Consider the following 21,896-nt stretch of genomic DNA (forward strand, 5'->3'; position numbering starts at 1 on the left):
TGGGGCGCCCTTTTGCTAGACAGCCTAGCCCTCCCAGTACTTTTCAAGCATTAAGTCTGATTGACCTGTCTAAAACCTCATCAAAAATTTGAGACTGTTGACTCTGTGTGCAAATTTGCACGCATTGTGTGCGGGTTCGAGCGGTTGTAAGTGGGCTGTTCGATTTTTAGACTCGAGTTAACCCTTGCGTAAAGGATAAGGGCCTATTCCAAAAATAAATTTAATAATAGGAACTCATTATGCTTGCTTTAAGTTATATCGGTCTACTGATCGGTTTGGTTTTATTGGTGATGATGACCATGCGCGGTATTGGCATTATTGTATCGGCTATTGTGTGTGCAATTATTGTTGCACTTAGTAGTGGGATGCATCTAGGTGATGCCATGCTCATGCACTATATGAACGGTTTTACTGGTTTTTTTACCACATGGTTTCCAGCCATTTTATTGGGTGCGATTTTTGGTCGTTTAATGGATGATAGTGGTGCTGCCTTATCTATTGCAAACAAGTCTAAAGAAGTACTTGGTGCTAAGCGAGCGATTATGGCTGTGGTAGGTGCTGGTGCAATTTTGACCTATGGTGGTGTGAGTGTATTTGTTGTTGGTTTTACCCTCTATCCTATTGCTTTTGAGTTGTTTCGTAGCGCCAACATTGCGCATCGCTTTATTCCCGCGGCGATTATTTTTGGATCTATTTCTTTTACCATGGTTTCTCCTGGCTCTCCAGAAATTCAAAATCTTATACCTACCACTTACTTTGGTACAACCGCGACTGCCGGCGGCATGATTGGCGTCTTAATGAGTTTGTTGATTATGGTGTCAGGTGGTTATGCGCTCAAATATATGGCTCATCGCGCTGCTATTAATGGTGAACAATTTGATTTGCCAGCTGATTATGGTCAGCAAGCTGTAAGTAAAATATCACAAGTGAAATTTTACAGTGCTATTTTGCCGCTGATTATTTTGGTCGGTGGTTTTAATGTGTTGAGTCATTACATTAGTGTGATTGAAGCGCTATTAGTCGCTATGGTAGCCAGTCTACTACTGGGTTATGCATTGTTTCATAAAACAATTGATGCGCCTGGAAAAATGATCAGTGTAGGCAGTGAAAATGCGCTCATTGCTATTTCTAACACCTGTGCGGTGGTTGGCTTTGGTGCGGTCGCTGCGCAGTCGCCAGCGTTCTCTGATGTAGTAGCATTTTTAACAGATATGCCGGGCCTTGAGTATGCAGGTTTGGCTGTGGCAGTTACTGTTATTGCTGGTATTACCGGATCAGCTTCAGGTGGTTTAGGTATTGCATTGCCGATTCTTGCTCCTATTTACCAAGGGATGGGGTTAGATAATGGTGCTATGCATCGTATTTCTTCAATTGCTTCGGGGGGGTTAGATTCGTTGCCGCATAACGGCTATGTGGTTACGACAATTCGTGCGATTTGTAAGGAAACGCATCAGCGAGCTTATCCTGCTGTCTTTTTGGTAAGTGTTTTAATCCCTCTGCCTGTCCTGGCTCTTGCAGTATTGTTATATAGTTACTTTTCTTGAGCCAATAGTTGGGAGCGCGACATTAAATTTAGGTTTAAACAATTCTAGGATATAGAACCGTATAGATAGACGCGCATTAGCTGTTTTGAATGCGCGGCAGCGTTTTGTTTTAAAGCATACCCCCCGTAGACTACTCCATAATTTCTTTATGGTGGGTTGAGGGGGAATCGATGAAAAACTTTCAATACTTTGCGGTTTTGACGCTGTTTACAATGCTTTCTTGCGCTCAAGCAGCTGATGGCTTGATCAGTATAAAAAGTCCTTATTCTGCGCAAACAACACTGGATAAGTTTGAAGCGATTGTGCAGGACAAGGGGTTAGAGGTCTTTTCACGTATCGACCATGCAGCAGGTGCTGCTCAGGTTGGGAAACAGCTGCGGCCTACTGAAGTGCTGATTTTTGGTAACCCGCAGGGTGGCACACCGCTGATGGAGTGCGCTCAGACCATGGGCATTGATTTACCATTAAAGGCCTTGGTTTGGGAAGATGCTACTGGGCAAGTGTGGTTGGCATATAACGATCCAGTGTACTTAGCCAATCGTCATCAAGTGGGAGATTGCTCAGCAGCTCGGAATATTCAGAAAGCATTGACTGAGTTTGTGGCTGCTACTGTAGGTTTTGATTTTTAGATTGCCTTTGTAAAGCAGACTGACTGTAGAGTGGGGCTTGCTGCGTGCTTTGGATGCTTGACTGAGAAGTGATATATGCGACGAATATTATTTTGGTGTATCAGTATTTTTATGCTGATGCCCAATGTTATGAGTTGGGCGCAATCTGCGGCCGTGGTTGAAACTGAGCGTGAGCGAGTCGGGTTGGTTTTATCAGGTGGTGCTGCCCGAGGTTTGGCTCACATTGGTGTGTTGAAAGCCTTAGAAGAGCAGGGTGTAGTAATTGATGCTATTGCTGGTACCAGTATGGGAGCAGTGGTGGGAGGGTTGTATGCGGCAGGTTATAGCACGGCAGAGTTAGTGCAACTGGCGACAGAACTGGATTGGCAGCAGGCTTTATCAGATGCACCCTCACGCCAAGATATTCCGTTTCGCCGAAAGCAAGATGACCGGGATTTTCTGGTTAAGCAGCAGTTAAGTTTTCGTGATGATGGTAGTTTAGGTTTGCCGTTAGGTGTGCTGCAAGGACAGAACTTGGCACTGTTACTGGAAAAGCTCTTTGCTCGAGCCGGTGCGGTAGAAGATTTTGATCAGCTCCCTATTCCATTTCGAGCGGTGGCGGCAGATATTGCCACCGGTGAAACGGTTGTATTTTCACGGGGGCATTTGGCCTTAGCAGTGCGAGCTAGTATGTCGATTCCTGCTTTGTTAACACCCGTTGAATTGGATGGTCGATTATTAGTAGACGGTGGTATCTCGAATAATATCCCTGTAGACATCGCTCGGCAGATGGGAGTTGATCGAGTGGTGGTGGTAGATATTGGTTCGCCGTTAGCCGCAACAGAGTCGTTACAGACTGTATTTAATATTTTAAATCAGTCTGTTGCGTTACTCACAAGGCGCAATTCAGATGCACAACTAGCTACTTTGCACCTGCAGGATATTTTAGTGCAGCCAGAGTTGACTGGATTTGGTGTGACGGATTTTTCTCATGCTCAGGATATGATGGACGCCGGTTATCGAGCTGCCTATGCTTTGCAGCCTCGCTTGATTGAAATAGCGCAATCGTTGCCGTCGCAGAGTCGTTTAGCAAGTAATCGGAAGCAGCGTAAAAAGCCTCCAACCATCACAGAAGTTAGAGTTGAAAACACTTCTAAAGTGGGTGATGAGGTAGTGCGTTATTACATTCGTCAATCTGTCGGTGAGCCTCTGGACGTTGAGAAGCTGCAAAAAGACATGGGAACATTGTATGGGCTCGAGTATTTTGACCGTGTTGAATACCGTTTGCAGCCAGAGGCAGACGGGGCAGCATTGATCGTGATGGCCACGGATAAGAGTTCCGGCACAGACTATTTGCGGCTAGGATTGAATTTATCAGATGATTTACGGGGTGACAGCGTTTTTAATATTGGCGCTAGTTTTCGTATGAACGGCTTGAATCGTTTAGGTGGTGAATGGTTGAGTCGTATTCAGTTAGGCGAGCATCAGGAATTGTATTCTGAGTTTTATCAGCCGTTGGATATTGGTTCGCGTTATTTTGTCTCACCTTGGCTGCATGGTGAGGTGCGTAATATTAAGTTTAATAAAAACAGTGACCCCATTGCAGAATATCGTTTACAACGTTTTCGTTATGGTTTTAATGTAGGGCGGCAGATCAGTAATAATGGAGAAATACGTTTTGGTGTAGGTTCTGGCTGGGGAGATGCTGATGTGCGTATCGGTGATCCACGCTTGCCAGACTTTAGCTTTAAAGAGGGTTATTACCAATTACAGTATGCGTTTGATAGCTTAGATAATGTGCATTTTCCCACTCGCGGTGAAGAGTTACGCATTTCTGCATGGCAACATGCAACTGAACTGGGTTCTGATGAGCGCTACCAACAGTGGTTGCTAGAGTTAAGCAAACCGTTGAGCTGGGGGGCTAATACATTTATTTTAGGTGGGCGTTATGCAAGGACTTTAGATGCTAAAGAAGTAGTGACTTCCAGTTATCAAATTGGAGGTGCGCAACAGCTCTCGGGTTATCGTGAAAATGCGCTATCTGGACAAAATATCAGTGTAGGACGCGTGATTTATTATCGGCGGGTGACACCGTTGCGAGACTTTTCTTTAGGTTTGCCCGTTTATGCTGGAATGTCATTAGAACGTGGCAGGGTATGGAACCATAGTGATCATTTAGACAGCGGTTATATTAATGCGATGAGTGTATTTATGGCCGTTGATACTCCTATCGGTCCGCTCAATTTCAGTTATGGCATTAATGACGACTCTAAAAGTGCATTTTACTTAAATTTGGGGCGTAGTTTTTAATTGGAGTCATTAGGGAACGTACTCTAGGCGCTGCTAGGGACAGTAGCGTAGCGCCTAAAGCTAGGGCTATTCAGAATCTGGGATATCGTTAGCAGTAGTGGATGAGGGGATAAGGAGTTGTAACCAATTGGCTAAAACTTGATGAGCCTCAGTAATACCTGTGCGTTTTGTTGATGAGAATAATTGAATAGTGGCGGTTGATCCCCAGCGATTTTCAATATCTCTTTGGGTTTTAAGTAATGCTGCTTTACTTGCACCGAAGGTCAATTTGTCGGCTTTTGTTAATAGGATGTGCATTGGCATTTGACTACTTGCTGCCCAATCGAGCATAAGGCAGTCGAAGGGAGTGAGAGGGTGGCGAATGTCCATCATTAAAATGAGCCCAGTTAAGCTAGTGCGACTGCCTAAGTAAGCTTCAAGGTGCTGTTGCCAATGTAGTTTTAAAGGAATAGGAACCTTAGCGTAGCCATAGCCCGGCAGGTCCACTAAACGACGCTCTTCGTCGAGACTGAAAAAATTGAGTAGTTGTGTGCGTCCGGGGGTTTTGGACGTTCGCGCTAAATTAGCACGCGTTAGAGCATTAATAGCGCTAGACTTGCCTGCGTTAGAACGTCCGGCAAAGGCTACTTCATAGCCTTCATCTGCAGGGCACTGCTCTACACGAGCCGCACTGGTTAAAAAACTAGCTTGCTGGCATAGACCAATAATGGGATTTTTAGGCTGCATAACTCGATCCAAATAAAAAGTACGGCAAGAGGTTCGTTTCCGTTTCACTCTGAGCAGTATATAATGCTTGGGATTGTATGTATGTATTGCTATGAAGCAATCGTTAAAGGTTGTCTCTGTAACAAATTGTGGTAATGTTTGCATAATTTATAAACGCCGAACTGGGTCGGGTCAACGTTGAGACTGGCCTGTTTGGGTAAACTTATTCTTTTTAGCCGTAGTTGGATGGACTGATGAACAAACTATTAGTAAGTCTGCTGTTGACCTTGGGCATCAGTGGTTTAGCTCACGCTGCTGGAGATGCAGCTGCAGGGCAAGGGAAAGTTGCCATGTGCTCTGCTTGTCATGGGCCTGATGGCAATAGCATGATGCCTAATTTTCCTAAGCTTGCTGGCCAAGGTCAGCGCTATTTGTATAAGCAAATGCAGGATATTAAATCAGGTGAGCGCACTGTTGTTGAAATGACAGGCATGCTGAATGCAATGAGCGACCAAGATTTACAGGATATTGCTGCATGGTATAACAGCCAAAAAGGTACTATTGGTGCTGCAGATCCAGAACTGGTTGAGCATGGCCAGAAAATCTTCCGCGGTGGAAAAATGGAAGATGGCGTACCATCTTGCACTGGTTGTCACTCACCGAATGGTGCAGGTATCGATCTTGCCGTATTCCCTAAATTAAGTGGACAGCACGCAGCATATACTGCAAAGCAATTAACCGATTTCCGTGAGGGGGATCGCACCAATGATGGTGATGCTATGATCATGCGTTCTGTTGCAGCTAAATTGAGTAATAAAGATATTAAAGCTCTTTCAAGCTATATTGAAGGTCTGAATTAATAATTGAGTTTATTCAAAAAACCGCCCTGTAGATACTACACGGCGGTTTTTTTATGCCTTGGTTTTACGCCAGAGCTTAAATCACATTCTCTTGATTATAGTCTAGTAACAAAGTTTCTTGATAGGCCTATGCTGTAGGGTATTCAGTAACCAAATGCTTAACCGTAGTTAAAAGAGCGGTGACTAGGGAGAATCACAATGCACGTTTTAGATCGACGCAAGGCATTATCCATAGTGCCTTTTTTTCGCTTGGGATTTCGGCCTTTTTTCTTGCTAGGTAGTGTCTTAGCAATGCTAGCAGTACCGTTATGGGTCATAGCCTTAAATGGCTGGATTGCGGATTGGCAGCCTGCAGTAGGTTGGCTAGCATGGCATCGGCACGAATTATTGTTTGGGTTTGCGGCGGCGATTATTGCAGGGTTTTTATTGACTGCGGTGCAAGCTTGGACGGGGGGGCCAGGTCTCTCGGGTCGGCCTTTAATGTTGTTAACTGTTCTGTGGGTGGCTGCGCGGCTGGCTTGGCTACTCGGTGTGCCAATGTGGTTAGCTGTTTTGCTTGATTTTATGTTTTTACCTTTGGTTGCAGCACAAATGGTACGCAGTGTTTGGCCTGTACGGCAAGTCAGAAATTATCCGTTGGTGCTAATTTTACTACTGATGGCAGTTGCTAACGCTGTCACTTTATATGGTGTTATTACAGCTAATGAACAGTTGCAAAGACAAGCCATTATTGGTGGTGTTTGGTTTGTTGCTGCAATCATGAGCATGATTGGTGGTCGAGTCATTCCATTTTTTACTCAGCGAGGCTTGTTACGCAAAGAAGGAGTATCACCTTGGTCTAAGTTGGATTTGTTCTTATTGATTGTGACTGTGCTGGTCTCTATAACATTCATGCTGGGCTGGGGGCTGCAGCCATCTATTTGGCTTGGCTTAGCTTTTGCTGGGCTTGGCTTAGCACACTTGGTTCGTACAGTGCGTTGGTATGACTCAGGTATTTGGCGTGTGCCTTTGCTTTGGTCTTTACACCTAGCCTATTTATGGCTTGGTGTGGCGTGTTGTGCTATGGCACTTTGGAACTTTACAGTATTCTCTAATATGAGCTTGGCGGTGCATGCGCTCACTGTGGGGGCTATGGGTGGCTTGATTTTGGCAATGATTGCACGAGTGACTTTGGGTCATACAGGGCGGCCATTACAACCACCTCAGTCCATGGTTTGGGCATTCATACTCTTTAATCTGGGTGTGCTGGCGCGAGTGCTTTTGGTGAACTGGGCCTACCTTCCTAGTTTGTGGATTGCCGCTGCATGTTGGACCTTAAGCTTTGCTTTGTATCTGTGGAGTTATGGACCAATGCTGTGCCGAGCTCGGGTCGATGGTAATCCAGGCTGATGATTGATGAGGTTTAAATTGCTTAAAATCGGTCATATCAAAGCTAGAACTGGCAGCAAGGTCGGTATTTTTTTAGAAAGAACAGACTTTATTGTTTTTATCGGATAAAACTCACACTGTTAATCTTCAGTATTTAGCCAAGTACGAAAAGCAGCTAGCGCGTGAGCAAAAGATTTTGGCTCGGCGCAGGAGGCGGCTAAAACTGCTAATCGCAAATTGTTTGAAAACCGTAACTACTAAAGGCTGCGATTATAAGGTTGCTAAATTATCTGAGGAAATAGCCAGTTTTCGCAAAGACCTCCTGCTTAAGATTACATTCAATATCATTGAGGGTTTGAATGTCGAAGGCATGGTTAAAAATAGGTGTTCAGCTAAAGACAGGTAAAATCGACCTTAGTATAGCTGTTAAAAAATCTGATCGGCCTAGAATACTAGGCACTAGTGATAGAGTTTAGAGTGTATGAACTTCAGAATAAATTCTGATAAGCACCCTAATAAGCCGAGCGAAGAACTATCGAATAAGGCTGCTATCCAAAAATGTAGACAACGACAACTCTTTGAAGGTGGTTGCATGAACACTGATTTAAGCAAGTTTATCCGTAATGAAGCACTTTTAGACAAAGTAGTGACAGCAGAAGAAGCAGCCACGTGGATTGAAGATGGCATGACTTTAGGCATGAGTGGCTTTACTTTGTTTGGTGAGCCAAAACTCTTCCCGCAGGCGTTAGCAGAGCGTGGCCATAAAGAGAAGTTTAAGGTTAACTTGTTCACTGGTGCATCTATGGGGCCATCAGCTGACCAGTCTATGGCAGAAGCAGACATCATTAACTTGCGAGTGCCTTATCAGGGTAACCCTGTGCAGCGTAAAAAAATTAACGCAGGTGAAATTTTTTACATCGATCAACATTTGTCCCATACTGCTGAGTCAATTCGTCAAGGTACTTATCCAACCGTTGACTATGCAATCATTGAAGCTGCAGCAATTACAGAAGACGGTGACATTATTCCAACAGGATCTGTGGGTAACTCACCGATTTTCTTGCAAACCGCAAAAAACGTTATCATTGAATTGAATATCGCAGCACCTCGTGAATATGAAGGTATGCACGATATTTATATACCTGAAGCTGCGGGTGAGAATACCCGTGAAGCAATTCCTGTGTTTGAGGTTAGCAAGCGTATTGGTACGCCAGGTATGAAAGTTGATCCTGCGAAAATTCGCGGTATTATCATTTCTAGCGAGCCGGATATTCCATCACCATTGTTTGAGCCAAACGAAGAAACCCAGCAAATTGCTAATAACTTGTTAGATTTCTTAGGTGGTGAGGTTAAAGCAGGTCGCTTAACTGAAAGTCTTGCGCCACTACAGTCAGGTGTTGGATCAGTAGCTAATGCCGTGCTTAATGGTATGAAAACCTCTGGTTTTAAAGATATCGTGGTTGCTTCTGAAGTACTACAAGACGGTGTATTTGACTTGATTGATGCAGGCGTGGTGAAGTTTGCTGCTGGTACTGCATTGTCCTTGTCGAAAAAGCGTGTTGACAGTTTAGGTAAAGACTTAGCTAAGTATAAAGATAAGGTTGTATTCCGCCCCCAAGAAATTTCTAACCACCCTGAAGTGATTCGTCGTCTAGGTATTATCTCTTTTAATACTGCATTAGAAGCAGATATCTACGGCAACGTGAACTCAACGCATGTTGGCGGTACCCATATGATGAACGGTATCGGTGGTTCAGGTGACTTTGCACGTAACGCACGTATCACTATCTTTGTAACTCAGTCTACAGCAAAAGATGGCAAGATTTCTGCAATCGTGCCTTTTGTGACGCATGCTGATCACACTAACCATGATGTTGATGTGATTATCACTGAACAAGGTTATGCAGATATTCGAGGTTTAGCGCCAGTTCAGGCGGCTGAACGCATTATTGAAAACTGCATGCATCCAGATTACAAGCAGCAGGCATGTGACTACTTAGCAGAAGCGAAGACACGTGGTGGTCAAACTCCACATAATTTAGAAAAAGCCTTTTCATGGCATATCAACTTTGCGAAGAAAGGCACTATGTTACTAGACTAAGTATCAACTAAAGGAAGGCGTCATCAAGATGCTTTCCAGATGTTCGAATATAAAAAGGCAGGTACTTTGAGTACCTGCCTTTTTTGTATGCTTAATAAGCCTATGTGGGAGGTGTGCAGCTAAAGTGCTTCAACCAAAGGAATGCTCAGCTTTTCTAAAAGTAGCGCTTGCGCATTGATCGTGTCTGTCGCACCGTTGGGGTGTAGTTGGTGATAACTACCGTCGCTTTGTAATAGCCATGCGTGGGTGTTGTCGCTGAGGTAGATTTGCAACTCTTTCTTGACCCGCTTAATCATTTTTTTGTTTTCTAAAGGGAAACAGGCTTCGATACGTTTATCGAGATTGCGCTCCATCCAGTCGGCGCTAGAGAGAAGCAGTTGTTCTTGTCCTTCATTGTTTAAGAAATAAAAGACACGACTATGCTCTAACATCTGACCAATAATTGAGCGTACCTGGATGTTGTGTGATACGCCAGGAATGCCAGGGCGTAAGCAGCACATACCGCGCACAATGAGATCAATTTTGACACCAGCCTGACTGGCTTTATAGAGTGCTTTAATCATGCGTGCATCGGTTAGCGCGTTGACTTTTATAATAATATGGGCCGCTTTTCCAGCGCTGGCATTATCGGCTTCACGAGCAATGAGTTCTAATAGCGTTTTACGTAGAGTAAAGGGTGCATGGAAAAGTTTTTTCATTGGTAAGGTTTTTCCCATGCCGATTAACTGGTTAAAAAGTTGTGAGACGTCTTCACAAAGCTCGGGATCAGCAGTCAATAAGCTGTAATCAGTGTAGAGGCGTGCATTCCCAGCATGGTAGTTGCCTGTGCCTAAATGTGCATAACGCACAAAATTACCGTTCTCACGACGTAGGATTGAGACCAACTTCGCATGTGTTTTAAAGCCAACCACGCCATAGATAACAACGGCTCCCGCAGCTTGTAAGCGGCTAGCTAAGGCAAGGTTTGATTCTTCATCAAAGCGTGCGCGGAGCTCAATCACTACTGTAACTTCTTTACCGTTACGTGCTGCATCGACTAAGGCATCAACAATTTCGGAGTTGGCACCAGCACGATACAGTGTTTGTTTAATGGCTAGTACATTAGGGTCTTTGGCTGCATAACGTAATAAATCAATTACAGGTGTGAAAGATTCAAACGGGTGATAAAGCAAAATATCATTTTTACTGATGGCGTGAAAAATATGTTCGCTGTTTTTTAAGGCCTTAGGAATCGATGGTGTAAAGGGTGGGAATTGTAAATGAGGGTGGCTTTCTAGCCTTGTTACGCTAAATAAACGGGTTAAATTCACTGGGCCGTTGACTTGGTAGAGTTCTGAGGTTGAGAGACTAAACTGTTTGAGCAAAAAATCAACTAGGTGTGCAGGGCAGGTGTCGGCTACCTCTAAGCGCACTGCATCACCGAAGCGACGTGAGTAGAGTTCACCACGTAGTGCGCGAGCTAAATCTTCTACGTCTTCTGCATCAACTGATAAGTCAGCGTTGCGGGTCAGTCTAAATTGATAACAACCAGTCACGCTCATGCCGTTAAATAAATCATCGGCGTGAGCGTGGATCATTGAAGATAAAAAGACGTAATTGATTCCTGGGCCTGCAATGTCTTCAGGGAGCTGGATCAAGCGTGGCAAGAGGCGTGGTGCCGGTAAAATAGCTAAGCCAGAGTCCCGTCCAAAGGCATCTACACCTTCAAGCTCAACAATAAAGTTGAGACTTTTATTCACTAAGAGTGGGAACGGATGGGTAGGGTCTAAGCCAATGGGAGTAATGATGGGGGCAATTTCAGCATCAAAATAATCTTTAACCCAGGCTTTAATTTCATGAGTCCAGTGCCGTCGGCGTATAAAGCGGATATCTTGTTTGGCCAGTTCTGGCAGTAAGATATCGTTTAAAATCTTGTATTGACGATCAACTTGTTCGTGGACAACTTCAGCAATGCGTGCCAACGCTTGGTGAGGCTGTAAACCATCAGCATCTGCTTGTTCACGTGCAAAAGTAATCTGCTTTTTTAGACCCGCAACACGGATTTCAAAAAATTCGTCGAGGTTGCTAGAAAAAATGAGCAGAAACTTAAGCCGCTCTAATAAAGGAGTCGATTCATCGAGCGCCTGTTCTAAAACGCGGATATTAAATTGTAGTTGTGACAGTTCGCGATGTAGGTATAGGCTGCTCTCGTCGAGATTTAGAACCGGCTCTATGGCAACGCAGGTTTGAATTTGGTGAGGTGCAGTGTTGGTAGTCACTTCACTGATTTGTGCAGAATGGTCTGCAATTGGGTTTGTTTCTGCGTTGCTCATAGACTTTCCTATAAATTAAGCGCCTTGTTTTAGTAGACGGGCAGCGTGGGCAGCAAAGTAAGTTAGGATGCCGTCTGCGCCTGCACGTTTAAATGCCACTAAAGACTCCATAATCACTGCCTCACTGAGCCAGCCATTTTGGATCGCGGCCATATGCATTGCATACTCCCCGCTGACTTGGTAAGCAAAGGTGGGTGCTTTAAATTCTTCTTTGACTCGGCGCACAATATCTAGGTACGGCATACCTGGCTTTACCATGACCATGTCTGCACCCTCGCTGAGGTCAGTTGCCACTTCATGCAGAGCTTCATGGCTATTGGCAGGGTCCATCTGGTAGGTGGATTTATTTGCAGTACCTAGATTAGCAGCAGAGCCGACAGCGTCACGGAATGGGCCGTAGTAGGCGCTGGCGTATTTTGCTGAGTAAGCCATGATGCGCACGTTGGTATGGCCGGCCAGCTCTAGAGCTTCACGAATAGCTTGGATACGACCGTCCATCATGTCTGATGGGGCGACAACTTGTGCACCGGCTTCTGCATGAGAAAGCGCTTGACGAACTAAGGCATCAACAGTTTCTTCATTCATGACATAGTTGTTTTCGTCTAAAATGCCATCCTGACCATGAGTGGTAAAAGGGTCAAGTGCTACATCAGTAATGACGCCAAGATCCGGAAAACGCTCGCGTAAAGCGCGCGTAGCACGTTGGGCAATGCCTTCAGGGTCCCAGGCAGCTGCTGCATCTAATGATTTGATTTCAGCGGGAGTGACTGGGAATAGTGCTAAAGCTGGAATGCCTAGCTCAACCCACTCCTCAGCCGCTTTCAGCAAGAGATCAATAGATAGGCGTTCAACACCTGGCATTGATGGCACTTCTTCACGGCGATTTGTGCCGTCTAGAACGAATACTGGTAGGATTAAGTCGTCGACACTCAATTGATTTTCACGCACCAAGCGGCGGGAAAAATCGTCACGACGGTTGCGACGTAAACGAGTGGCTGGGAAAATGCGGTTAGCAGTATTGATACTCACTATAGCTCCTCATCCCACAAAAGTGGGGTTGTATAATGGTTTATAGACTCATAGTATGAGCAAAAGATAACAGAAGTGCGAAAGCTGCGTTACTTAAAATAATGCAGGTAAGACTCGTTGTAGAACACTCTGTAGTATACCATTAGGCAAATTTTGCTAAATAAGACTGTTGCAACAGGTGTTTGCTCTGGTATTATTCACGCCCTGTTTTCGTGCGGTACTCGACAATGGTGTTGGGTGGCGGCACGGCTATATTGAGGACACACCATGAAAGCCGATACTCATCCAAATTATACTGAAATCAACGCTACTTGCAGCTGCGGTAACGTGATTACTACTCGTTCTACTGTATGTAAAGACATCAATATTGATGTGTGCTCTGAATGCCATCCATTCTACACTGGTAAGCAAAAAGTACTTGATGTTGGTGGTCGTATCGATCGCTTTAAACAGCGTTTTGGTGCTTTCGGTGCAACTAAGTAATGAGCATTTACATGATCTAGGTGAGCCAGGTTATGATAATGTTGAAAAGCGCCCTTTAAGGGCGCTTTTTTTTGCTGTTATTTCTGTGTTTGGGGGGTGAAACGTATTCTGGTTGCAGTGAGTAGGTTTTAGAATGAGAATCTGAGGCGTTATGTGGTTGATTGCGATACTTTAACAACTACCTAGAAGAATTCCTCCAGTTCTTAGGTTGTGGGATGAATGCGTTCTTGATCTTGCCTTTAGGTGTTTGCATGATGAAATAAGACTCAGTCTTAAGTATGGGTATGCTTGAAAGTAAGTGCTTTTAGACATAAATACTCATTTGGTCTTTTTGTTCAATTATCACTTGATACTTGTCACCAAGTACCGCAGAAAGGTATTTGATGCTGCTGGATATCAATGACAGAAACCCTCGATGCTAGAGAGTTAGCCGAGTCAATTTGCATAACCTCTGCGGTGGGTGCAACGCACCCCACTAAGTCTGTGCATGACCTAGGAAACCCCCACTTCTAAAGTGGCGGGTAGTTCATAGAGTGTTGACTTCAGTCATGGCAAGGATGTTAGGTATAAACTCAAGGGCAGATAGCTGAGCGTAGGGTGCGACATTATGGTCATGCAAAGTAGTATATAAGTGCCAACTATCCGCGTATGTTGTGCATGTAAAAAGCAATACTCTCAAAGCCCTACAAAAAATAGGTTAAACATATTTTTTGTTTAAAGACTACTCCAGATGGACTTGTGGGCTTTGTTTTTCTTGAGTATGCTGCGATATCGTCAAATTCATTATTACAATTATAGTCAAGCGGAAAATACTAATTATGTCTGATCTAAAAACAGCCGCTCTCGAATATCATTCTTCCCCACGTCCGGGAAAATTAAGTGTTGAGCTCACTAAACCCACTGCAACAGCGCGCGATTTAGCGCTGGCTTATAGCCCCGGTGTGGCAGAACCTGTGCGTGAAATTGCGCGCGATGCAGATCTTGCTTATAAGTACACTGGTAAGGGTAACCTCGTAGCAGTTGTTTCAGACGGTACGGCAATTTTAGGCTTAGGTAATTTGGGGCCACTGGCTTCTAAGCCTGTGATGGAAGGTAAAGGCGTATTATTCAAGTGCTTTGCTGGGGTCGATGTATTTGACATCGAAATTGATGCAGAAAGCCCCCAAGCTTTCATTGATACAGTTAAACGTATCTCCGTTACCTTCGGTGGTATTAACTTAGAAGATATTAAAGCACCTGAGTGTTTTGAAATAGAACGCGCATTGATTGAGCAGTGTGACATTCCCGTTTTTCATGATGACCAACATGGCACAGCGATTGTAACTGCGGCGGGTATGCTCAATGCTTTAGAGATTGCAGGTAAGAAATTAGAAGATGCACGCATTGTATGTTTAGGTGCGGGTGCTGCTGCAACGGCTTGCATGAAGTTGTTGATTAGCATGGGTGCTAAAGTTGAAAATATCTTCATGATTGATCGCAAAGGTGTGATTCACTCAGGTCGTGATGACTTGAATCAGTATAAAGCTGTTTTTGCTCATGAAACTGATCGCCGCACTTTGGCTGATGCAATGGAAGGTGCTGATGTATTTGTTGGTTTGTCAGGTCCGAATCTGCTCAGTGCAGAAAATTTGAAGCGTATGGCTGAAAATCCTATCGTTTTTGCCTGCTCGAATCCTGATCCTGAGATTGATCCTAAGCTAGCCCATGAAACACGTCCAGATGTGATTATGGCAACAGGCCGTTCAGATTATCCGAATCAAGTGAATAATGTTTTAGGTTTTCCATTTATCTTCCGTGGTGCACTAGATGTCCGTGCTACACGTATTAATGAAGAAATGAAAATTGCTGCGGTACATGCGTTATGTGATCTGGCTAAGTTGCCAGTATCAAATGCGGTATGTGATGCTTATGGCTTAGATTGTTTAGAGTTTGGTCGTGAGTATATTATTCCAAAGCCGATGGATCCTCGTTTGATTACTTTGGTATCAGATGCTGTTGCTAAAGCGGCTATTGAGTCGGGGGTTGCAACCTTGCCATACCCGAAGCATTATCCGTTAACTTCGGTGGATGATGTATTTAACGGTTAAAATTTTAATAGCAATAAAAAACCCGCATTAAGCGGGTTTTTTATTGCTTGTTATCAAAATCGCGTAAGACCTTGTGCTTTTAGTGTGAGGATGGATAGCGAGGGCCGTGTAAGTAGCCCCTTAACCCCTTAACAGACTGCTAAAGTCTTTGCAGTACAGGTTGGTACTAGCATTATATACAGCATGATAAAGCACACCAAAACATTAAAAGTCCGAGTTCGAGTCCGAGACAGGCATGTGTCCTTGCTAAACCGCATGGCTCGCAGCGTCAATTTCGTTTGGAACTTTGTTAATGAATTAAGTCAACGCTCGATTAAATCTACCACAACGGCCACTATTTTAAAGTGTGGGATAGCTACGGTTTGAGCCAATATAGATTCCGCTCTAGTAGCTTCAACGAAGATGCCCGTGGCCGCTGGTACTTCAATGTTGTGGTTGATATGGAGGTCGAACCAAGCAAAGGCCAAGACCGTATCGGTATTGACCTGGGTTTGACCGACATTGCCACCTGCTCGGACGGCACCAAGCTGGAAGCGGGCCGCTTCTATCGTGGCCTTGAGGAAAAATTAGCCATAGCGCAACGAGCCAGAAATAAAACCCAAGTCAAAACCATTCATGCGAAAATCGCTAACCGTAAAAAAGATGCCCTGCACAAGTTCAGCCGCACGCTGGTCAACCGCTGCGGTGAAATCTATGTGGGCAATGTCAGTAGTTTAAAACTCGTTAAAACCACGATGGCCAAGTCAGTGCTGGACGCTGGCTAGGGTCAATTAAAAATAATGCTGGACTATAAATGCGCTCACGCAGGCATTGTTTTTAAGGAAATTGACGAGGCATACACCACCCAAACCTGTTCGAGTTGCGGCAGTTTGCCCGAATCGAGGTCGAAAGGTATCGCAGGACTTGGAATAAGAGAATGGACGTGCAGTGGGTGTGGTGTCACCCACGATCGCGATATCAACGCGGCACGTAACATTCTCGCGGCCGGGCATGGTCGTCTAGCAGTAGGAATCTCCGTCCTTTAGGCCGGGGAGGATACCAACAATGGGTGGTTATCTCAAATAAAGAGCGCTGTAGATTTAGAAAAGGTCTATGGGTGGCGACTCAGGTTGTCCATATGAGTTGCTTGGAGTGCCCCAGTTATCTAAGTATGGTGCTTCGGTTGGTAAGTCATCTTCACTTTTGAAGATTTCAAAATACGCATTGGGTGTGCCAGGGCGAGCGATGTAACCTGTCTTGGGGTCAATACGTAATGACATTATACCGGCAGGCTCTTTGAGTGACCTTTGTGGCTTGTCTTGCAAAGCGTAATCCATATAGTCAATCCAGATTGGTAAAGCTAGGGTGCTTCCATACTCTCTACGGCCAAGGCTAGCAGGTTGATCAAAACCTGCCCAGACGCTGGTGACGAAATCATTGTTGTAGCCCACAAACCAACTGTCTTTCGATTCGTTTGTGGTGCCTGTTTTGCCTGCGAGATCATTACGTTTTAGGCTGAGTGCGCGGCGCCCTGTGCCTCGTGTAATTACATCTTTCAGCATGCTGGTCATAATGTAGGCTGTTCGCTCATCAATAATACGTTCGGCTGCAATAAGCTCTGTGCTTTCGGCGAGCATTGTGCTTTCCTCAGCATCTTGAGTGTTACTCAGAGCTGCTTGTCCAATAGGTGTGAGGGCGGGGTTTGCGCGGAAAATAGTTTTGCCTTCACGGTCGTTGATACGTTCAATGAGGTGAGGCTCAATTTTATAACCGCCGTTGGCAAAAGCGGTCCAGCCGACAGTAACTTCTAGTGGAGTTAAGGTTGCTGTGCCTAGTGCTAAAGAGAGATTGTTAGGTAAATCGCTCTTAGTAAAGCCAAATTGACTGATATAGTCGCGTGCGTATTCCATACCAATAGCTTGTAGGATTCGAATGGAAACTAAGTTCCGTGAACGGTATAAGCCTTCGCGGACGCGTAAAGGACCTAAGAATGTATTATTGGAATTCTTAGGGCGCCAGACTTTTTTCATACCTGGCTCGAAAATCTCTAAAGGGCTGTCATTGACAATGCTAGCAGCAGTATAACCCGCATCTAAAGCCGCACTGTAAATAAAGGGCTTGAAGCTGGAGCCCGGTTGTCGCTTAGCTTGTATAGCACGGTTGTAGTGGCTTTGTTCGAAGGATAAACCACCTACTAGAGCGCGAATCGCACCGCTATTGGGATCAAGAGAGACTAAAGCTGCTTGAACATCGGGTATTTGGGTAAAACTTAAGCTGTTGTCAGCTAGTCGGCTCACACGCACGAGGTCACCTACTTGGACTACATCCGCTGGCTTGCTCGGTGCACGGCCCATGCTGCGGCTATTAATATAAGGGCGAGCCCAGCGCATGGTCTGCCAAGACACAGTTTCTTGTGTACCATCTTTGAGCAGCACAGTGATTCCATCTCGAGTCACTTGTGTGACGATTGCTGGTAAAAACTGGGTAATTGTGGGTGTTTTCGATAGAACAGCAGACCATTGTTCTTGAGGTAATGCAGATTGCTCCGGATTACGATAGCCGTGACGTCTATCGTAATCAATAAGGCCATTGAGCACGGCTTGTTGAGCTTGAACTTGTAACTCTGAGGGGATAGTCGTAGTGACAGTATAGCCCCCAGTATAAGCTTCACCGCCAAAGCGTCCCACCATTTCTGCTCGTGCCATTTCTGCAATATAAGGGGCATATAGCTCTGGCGCAGTGATATGCAGTTTCGCTGTTAAAGGCTCAGCGACAGCGGTTCGATGCTCTTCTTCAGTGATGCGGCCTAATAACAACATGCGCCCTAAGATCCAATTACGGCGCTCTAAGCTGCGCGCTGGGTTAGCTATGGGGTTAAAGCGTGAGGGCGCCTTAGGTAAACCTGCAATCATAGCCATCTCGGCAAGACTGATTTCACTAATAGATTTGCCATAATAAATTTGTGAAGCAGCCTCAATACCGTAAGCACGGTTACCTAGATAAATCTTATTAATATATAGCTCTAGGATTTCATCCTTACTCAACTCTCGCTCAATTTGTAAAGCTAACAGAATCTCATTGGCCTTACGTAGAAAGCTGCGTTCGCTAGAAAGGAAATAGTTTTTTGCTACCTGCATGGTAATGGTGCTACCGCCCGTTTGAATGCGGCCTGTTTTTACAATTTGTCCTGCAGCCCGTAATAAACTGCCAAGATCAACACCGTAGTGATGGGCAAAATTGTCGTCTTCAGCTGCGAGCAGTGCGTGAATAAAAGGTTTTGGAATTTCTTCGAAAGCAATAGGTGAGCGCCGCATTTCACCAAATTCTGCTATGAGCTTGGAATCGTGGCTGTAAACTCTGAGTGGAATTTGCAGCTCGATATCACGCAAAGACTCGACAGATGGCAAATTTGGGCTTAAATACAAGAAAGCACCGCTAAGGCCAAGGGCGATTGCGCAGATAATGGCGATTAAGGTTGCAAAAAGGAATTTCAGCAAATGCATCAAGGCTATTTATTTCCGCAAAGTAATAAAAGAAGGTAAAGCAGTAGCTTACAGCGCTCGGGAATCAAACCGGTCACATTATAAGCGTTTTCCTTGTCTATAAGCTATTTGCACAGCCTGACAAAAGTGTTTTCACGCGGGAATAAGATGAAAGGTTGTTTTGGCTCTGATTACTGAAAGGAACTCAGTAGTGCTCAATATATTTAAAAAGAAAGCTCAAACATTACTCGGTGTGGATCTTAATCCTGCAGCAATTCGGCTGGTTGAGTTAAGTCGTGAAGAAGGATGCTATACGGTTGAAAACTACGCAATTATGGCACTGCCATATGGCGCAATTGTTGAGCGACAAGTTGTGCAAGCAGAGATTGTTGCGCAAATACTCAAACAGTTGATCAATCAAACTAGACCGCGAGTAAAGCAAGCTGCGATGGCTTTAGCTGGAGCTGCGGTTATTACTAAAACAATTGAGATGGATGCAGGGCTTAACGAAGATGAGTTAGCAAGTGTGTTGAGGCTAGAAGCGCAGCAACACATTCCTTACTCTATGGAGGATGTGGCTATTGATTTTATTGTGCAGCCTAAAGAGGAGCAAGCTGCAGATAAGGTGAGCGTGTTATTGGCTGCTTCTCGGGAAGAAAACATTAATGTTCGTGAAAATATTCTGTCTTTAGCGGGGCTACGGGCTAAGGTTATAGAAATTGAAGGGCATGCGTTAGCTCGGGCTTGTCGTTTTGTAGAGCAACATTCTGGCATAGCTACAGATGGCTCTGTGTTAGCAGTGATAGATGTCGGTGTGGACAGTCTGACTTTAAATATATTGCAGCACGGGTTTTTGGTGTACAGCCGTGAGCAAACTTTTGCTACGGAGTTGATTGCACAACTTCAGCAGCATTGTTTTCGATCCACTTCCGCTGAAGCAGTGCCTGCAAAGATTGCGCAAGGTATTATTTTTACAGACTTGATGGGTGTGAAAACACATATTTTGGAACATATAACCCGTGCTTTTCAATTTTTTTATGGGACCAGCCATTACAGCAGTGTTGATTGCATTATCGTGTCAGGTGTCACCTTATTGCTGGCAGGGTTAGAGAGTGCCGTGCAAAGTCAGTTTAATACACCCACGGTGCTGGCTAATCCTTTTGTCAATATGAAGCTAAGTAAGAAACTTGATGAGAGCAGACTCGCTATTGATGCTCCTGCTCTATTAGTTGCTTGCGGCTTAGCAATGCGAGAGGAGGGTTGAAATGCCAGGTATTAATTTACTTCCGTGGCGGGAGCAACAGCGCGCTGAACGACAGCGTAGGTTTTTCACGGTATTAATTCTAGTGTTGATTCTAGCGACTGTAGTGGTTTTCTTACTTGAGTATTGCTTGCATGTGAGGGTACAGCAGCAGCTGGCTCGTAATGCTTTAATCAGGGATGAGATCAGTGGTTTAAATGTACAAGTCGCTCAGGTGCGTGAGTTGCAAGCACGGCGAGAGCAGTTATTGGATCGCTTAACAAGGTTACATAAGTTACAAAGTGATCGCGCCTCTATTGTGCGACTTTTGGAGCAATTGGCACGTACTGTGCCAGAAGGTATGGGGTTAACAGCTTTAAAGGTTCAGGGAGAGAGACTATTGATTAGCGGTAAAGCTCGATCGAATGCTTTAGTGTCTCGATTTATGCTCAATCAAAGAGGAAGCGACTGGCTGAGCGAGCCTACTTTAGAAGAAGTTAAGGTAATACAAAACGGTCATCTAGAGCCTGTCTATTGGTTTAGATTAAGTATGGAAAAGTGGAAGTTCAATGATCATGTCAAGTGAACTTGGAGGGATCATGCGCTTATTTAAAGGGTTGCAGAGCGTGGAGCTGGGTGAGCTTGAGTTCAGGCATTTAGGAACATGGCCGATAACATTTAGATTGTTGATTTATAGCTTAGCTTTTATAGGGTTCCTTATTTTTGGGTATATGGTACGCCTATCGGATTTGCAAAATCAGCTCAATCTAGCTGATGAGCACGAAGAAATACTTAAGGAACAGTTGTTAGCTAAAGCTCATCAGGCGACTTACCTTGCAAGTTATGTTGAACAGGTTGAAGCACTTGAGTTGACTTTTACTTCTGTATTGCAACGCCTGCCTAAAGATGCCGAAGTTGCTACTTTGCTTGATGCTATTACCAAGATAGAGCCTATTCAAGGGTTGGAGTTTTTAGAAATAAAGCTGCAGCCAGAGATAGAGCAAGATTTTTATATAGAGCTGCCAATACAGGTTAAGGTGCTTGGTCGTTACCACGATTTAGCTACTTTTATCGGTCACGTTACAGAAATGTCGCGTTTAGTGACTGTTCATGACTTTTCTATCGTGCCACCAGAAGACGTGATGAGCGCACGATTGGTAATGAATGTTTTATTGAAAACGTATCGTTATCAAGAACAGGGGTTATAGCTATGAGAAAAGTGCGTGAGTTAGCAGTTGTATTGTTGATGTTATGTACCTTGGGCTGTCATTCGGCAACTGACTTAACTGAATTGCAGGTTTTTGTTGATGAAATCAAGTCCCAACCTGCTAGGTTTTTGGAGCCTTTACCTGAAAATCAGGACTATATCGAACTATCTTACACTGCTTCTGGATTGCGTAATCCTTTTGCTTTTAATGGCGCTTGGAGTGCTGATATGCACAGTCAAGCTGGTAGTAGCATACAAGTGCCGCAGTTGCTGCACGCAGCGCATTTTCTACCCGAACATAGTCTTGAAAGCTTAGTGATGGTGGGGGTATTGACTAATAGTCGTTCCAGTTTTGCATTGTTGCGTGCAGGTGGCAGTGTTTACAAGGTTGCAGTAGGTGATTATTTAGGAGTGAACTACGGGCGGGTCAGCGTGATAACAGATACGACTATAGAGGTGATAGAAACAGTTGCCGATGGTGAAGGCGGTTGGTTAGAACGCCCATATATATTACGAGTACGCGCAGATTCTTAAGCGCAGATAGGTACTAGGTGCCAGGGAGTTGGACGATGAAATTAGCT

General features: G+C 44.6%; 18 protein-coding genes and 1 pseudogene. 15 read left to right on the forward strand and 4 right to left on the reverse strand.

Annotation, left to right across the window (positions count from 1 at the left end):
• Nucleotides 1–239: 239 nt before the first annotated feature.
• The 3 genes from TOI97_RS03115 (at nucleotide 240) to TOI97_RS03125 (ending at nucleotide 4,462) form a co-directional block, all read left to right on the forward strand.
• On the forward strand, nucleotides 240–1,544 hold the full coding sequence (locus TOI97_RS03115) for a GntP family permease (protein ID WP_321552662.1): 1,305 nt from the start codon (nucleotides 240–242) through the stop codon (nucleotides 1,542–1,544).
• Nucleotides 1,545–1,714: 170 nt separating this feature from the next.
• On the forward strand, nucleotides 1,715–2,173 hold the full coding sequence (locus TOI97_RS03120; protein ID WP_321552663.1) for a DUF302 domain-containing protein: 459 nt from the start codon (nucleotides 1,715–1,717) through the stop codon (nucleotides 2,171–2,173).
• A gap of 75 nt (nucleotides 2,174–2,248) precedes the next feature.
• Nucleotides 2,249–4,462: a patatin-like phospholipase family protein gene (locus TOI97_RS03125; protein WP_407651301.1), complete on the forward strand. Its 2,214-nt coding sequence runs from the start codon at nucleotides 2,249–2,251 to the stop codon at nucleotides 4,460–4,462.
• Between the two features lie 66 nt (nucleotides 4,463–4,528).
• On the opposite strand, the gene yihA is transcribed toward TOI97_RS03125, so the two are convergent.
• A complete protein-coding gene (yihA, locus tag TOI97_RS03130) occupies nucleotides 4,529–5,188 on the reverse strand; it encodes a ribosome biogenesis GTP-binding protein YihA/YsxC (protein ID WP_321552664.1) in 660 nt (219 codons plus the stop codon).
• Between the two features lie 233 nt (nucleotides 5,189–5,421).
• Between yihA and TOI97_RS03135 the strand changes: the two genes are divergently transcribed.
• From TOI97_RS03135 to TOI97_RS03145, 3 genes are all read left to right on the forward strand, one after another.
• Nucleotides 5,422–6,027 (forward strand): c-type cytochrome, encoded by a 606-nt coding sequence (locus TOI97_RS03135; protein WP_321552665.1) that lies wholly within the window; start codon nucleotides 5,422–5,424, stop codon nucleotides 6,025–6,027.
• 198 nt (nucleotides 6,028–6,225) lie between these two features.
• The gene (locus TOI97_RS03140; RefSeq protein WP_321552666.1) at nucleotides 6,226–7,416 is read left to right on the forward strand and encodes an NnrS family protein; all 1,191 of its coding nucleotides are present in this window, start codon (nucleotides 6,226–6,228) and stop codon (nucleotides 7,414–7,416) included.
• A 571-nt stretch (nucleotides 7,417–7,987) separates the two neighbouring features.
• Nucleotides 7,988–9,496, forward strand: a complete 1,509-nt coding sequence (locus tag TOI97_RS03145) for a succinate CoA transferase (RefSeq protein ID WP_321552667.1) — start codon at nucleotides 7,988–7,990, stop codon at nucleotides 9,494–9,496.
• Between the two features lie 119 nt (nucleotides 9,497–9,615).
• Here the strand turns inward: TOI97_RS03145 and ppk1 are convergent, their stop codons facing one another.
• Together ppk1 and hemB are read right to left on the reverse strand one after the other, a co-directional pair.
• A complete protein-coding gene (gene ppk1, locus TOI97_RS03150; protein WP_407651302.1) occupies nucleotides 9,616–11,808 on the reverse strand; it encodes a polyphosphate kinase 1 in 2,193 nt (730 codons plus the stop codon).
• 15 nt (nucleotides 11,809–11,823) lie between these two features.
• Entirely contained in the window at nucleotides 11,824–12,837 is a 1,014-nt protein-coding gene (gene hemB / locus TOI97_RS03155) for a porphobilinogen synthase (RefSeq protein WP_321552668.1), read from the reverse strand.
• Nucleotides 12,838–13,104: 267 nt separating this feature from the next.
• On the opposite strand from hemB, the gene rpmE reads away from it, so the two are divergent.
• The 5 genes and pseudogenes from rpmE to TOI97_RS03180 all read left to right on the forward strand — a co-directional run bounded on the left by rpmE (nucleotide 13,105) and on the right by TOI97_RS03180 (nucleotide 16,432).
• The gene (gene rpmE, locus TOI97_RS03160) at nucleotides 13,105–13,320 is read left to right on the forward strand and encodes a 50S ribosomal protein L31 (RefSeq protein ID WP_321552669.1); all 216 of its coding nucleotides are present in this window, start codon (nucleotides 13,105–13,107) and stop codon (nucleotides 13,318–13,320) included.
• A 298-nt stretch (nucleotides 13,321–13,618) separates the two neighbouring features.
• Nucleotides 13,619–13,705 (forward strand): annotated as a pseudogene (locus TOI97_RS03165) (IS200/IS605 family transposase); the annotation flags it as partial.
• A gap of 433 nt (nucleotides 13,706–14,138) precedes the next feature.
• A complete protein-coding gene (locus tag TOI97_RS03170; RefSeq protein ID WP_321552670.1) occupies nucleotides 14,139–15,407 on the forward strand; it encodes a malic enzyme-like NAD(P)-binding protein in 1,269 nt (422 codons plus the stop codon).
• A 362-nt stretch (nucleotides 15,408–15,769) separates the two neighbouring features.
• A complete protein-coding gene (locus TOI97_RS03175) occupies nucleotides 15,770–16,171 on the forward strand; it encodes a transposase (RefSeq protein WP_321552671.1) in 402 nt (133 codons plus the stop codon).
• A gap of 15 nt (nucleotides 16,172–16,186) precedes the next feature.
• The gene (locus TOI97_RS03180) at nucleotides 16,187–16,432 is read left to right on the forward strand and encodes a transposase (RefSeq protein WP_321552672.1); all 246 of its coding nucleotides are present in this window, start codon (nucleotides 16,187–16,189) and stop codon (nucleotides 16,430–16,432) included.
• 54 nt (nucleotides 16,433–16,486) lie between these two features.
• Here the strand turns inward: TOI97_RS03180 and TOI97_RS03185 are convergent, their stop codons facing one another.
• Complete coding sequence (locus TOI97_RS03185) at nucleotides 16,487–18,892, reverse strand: penicillin-binding protein 1A (RefSeq protein WP_321552673.1); 2,406 nt, start codon at nucleotides 18,890–18,892, stop codon at nucleotides 16,487–16,489.
• A gap of 187 nt (nucleotides 18,893–19,079) precedes the next feature.
• Here TOI97_RS03185 and pilM point away from each other — a divergent pair, with 187 nt between their 5' ends.
• From pilM to TOI97_RS03205, 4 genes are read left to right on the forward strand one after another with little or no spacing between them, the layout of a single operon-like run.
• Nucleotides 19,080–20,132, forward strand: a complete 1,053-nt coding sequence (pilM, locus tag TOI97_RS03190; RefSeq protein ID WP_321552674.1) for a type IV pilus assembly protein PilM — start codon at nucleotides 19,080–19,082, stop codon at nucleotides 20,130–20,132.
• A gap of 1 nt (nucleotide 20,133) precedes the next feature.
• Nucleotides 20,134–20,694, forward strand: coding sequence for a PilN domain-containing protein (locus TOI97_RS03195; RefSeq protein WP_321552675.1), 561 nt, complete (start codon nucleotides 20,134–20,136; stop codon nucleotides 20,692–20,694).
• Nucleotides 20,695–20,707: 13 nt separating this feature from the next.
• Nucleotides 20,708–21,316, forward strand: coding sequence for a type IV pilus inner membrane component PilO (locus tag TOI97_RS03200; RefSeq protein WP_321552676.1), 609 nt, complete (start codon nucleotides 20,708–20,710; stop codon nucleotides 21,314–21,316).
• A 2-nt stretch (nucleotides 21,317–21,318) separates the two neighbouring features.
• Nucleotides 21,319–21,849: a pilus assembly protein PilP gene (locus TOI97_RS03205; RefSeq protein ID WP_321552677.1), complete on the forward strand. Its 531-nt coding sequence runs from the start codon at nucleotides 21,319–21,321 to the stop codon at nucleotides 21,847–21,849.
• The last annotated feature ends 47 nt before the right edge of the window (nucleotides 21,850–21,896 follow it).

Origin of the sequence: Denitrificimonas halotolerans (assembly GCF_034259425.1) — a bacterium.
GTDB classification, from domain to species: Bacteria; Pseudomonadota; Gammaproteobacteria; order Pseudomonadales; family Pseudomonadaceae; genus Denitrificimonas; species Denitrificimonas halotolerans.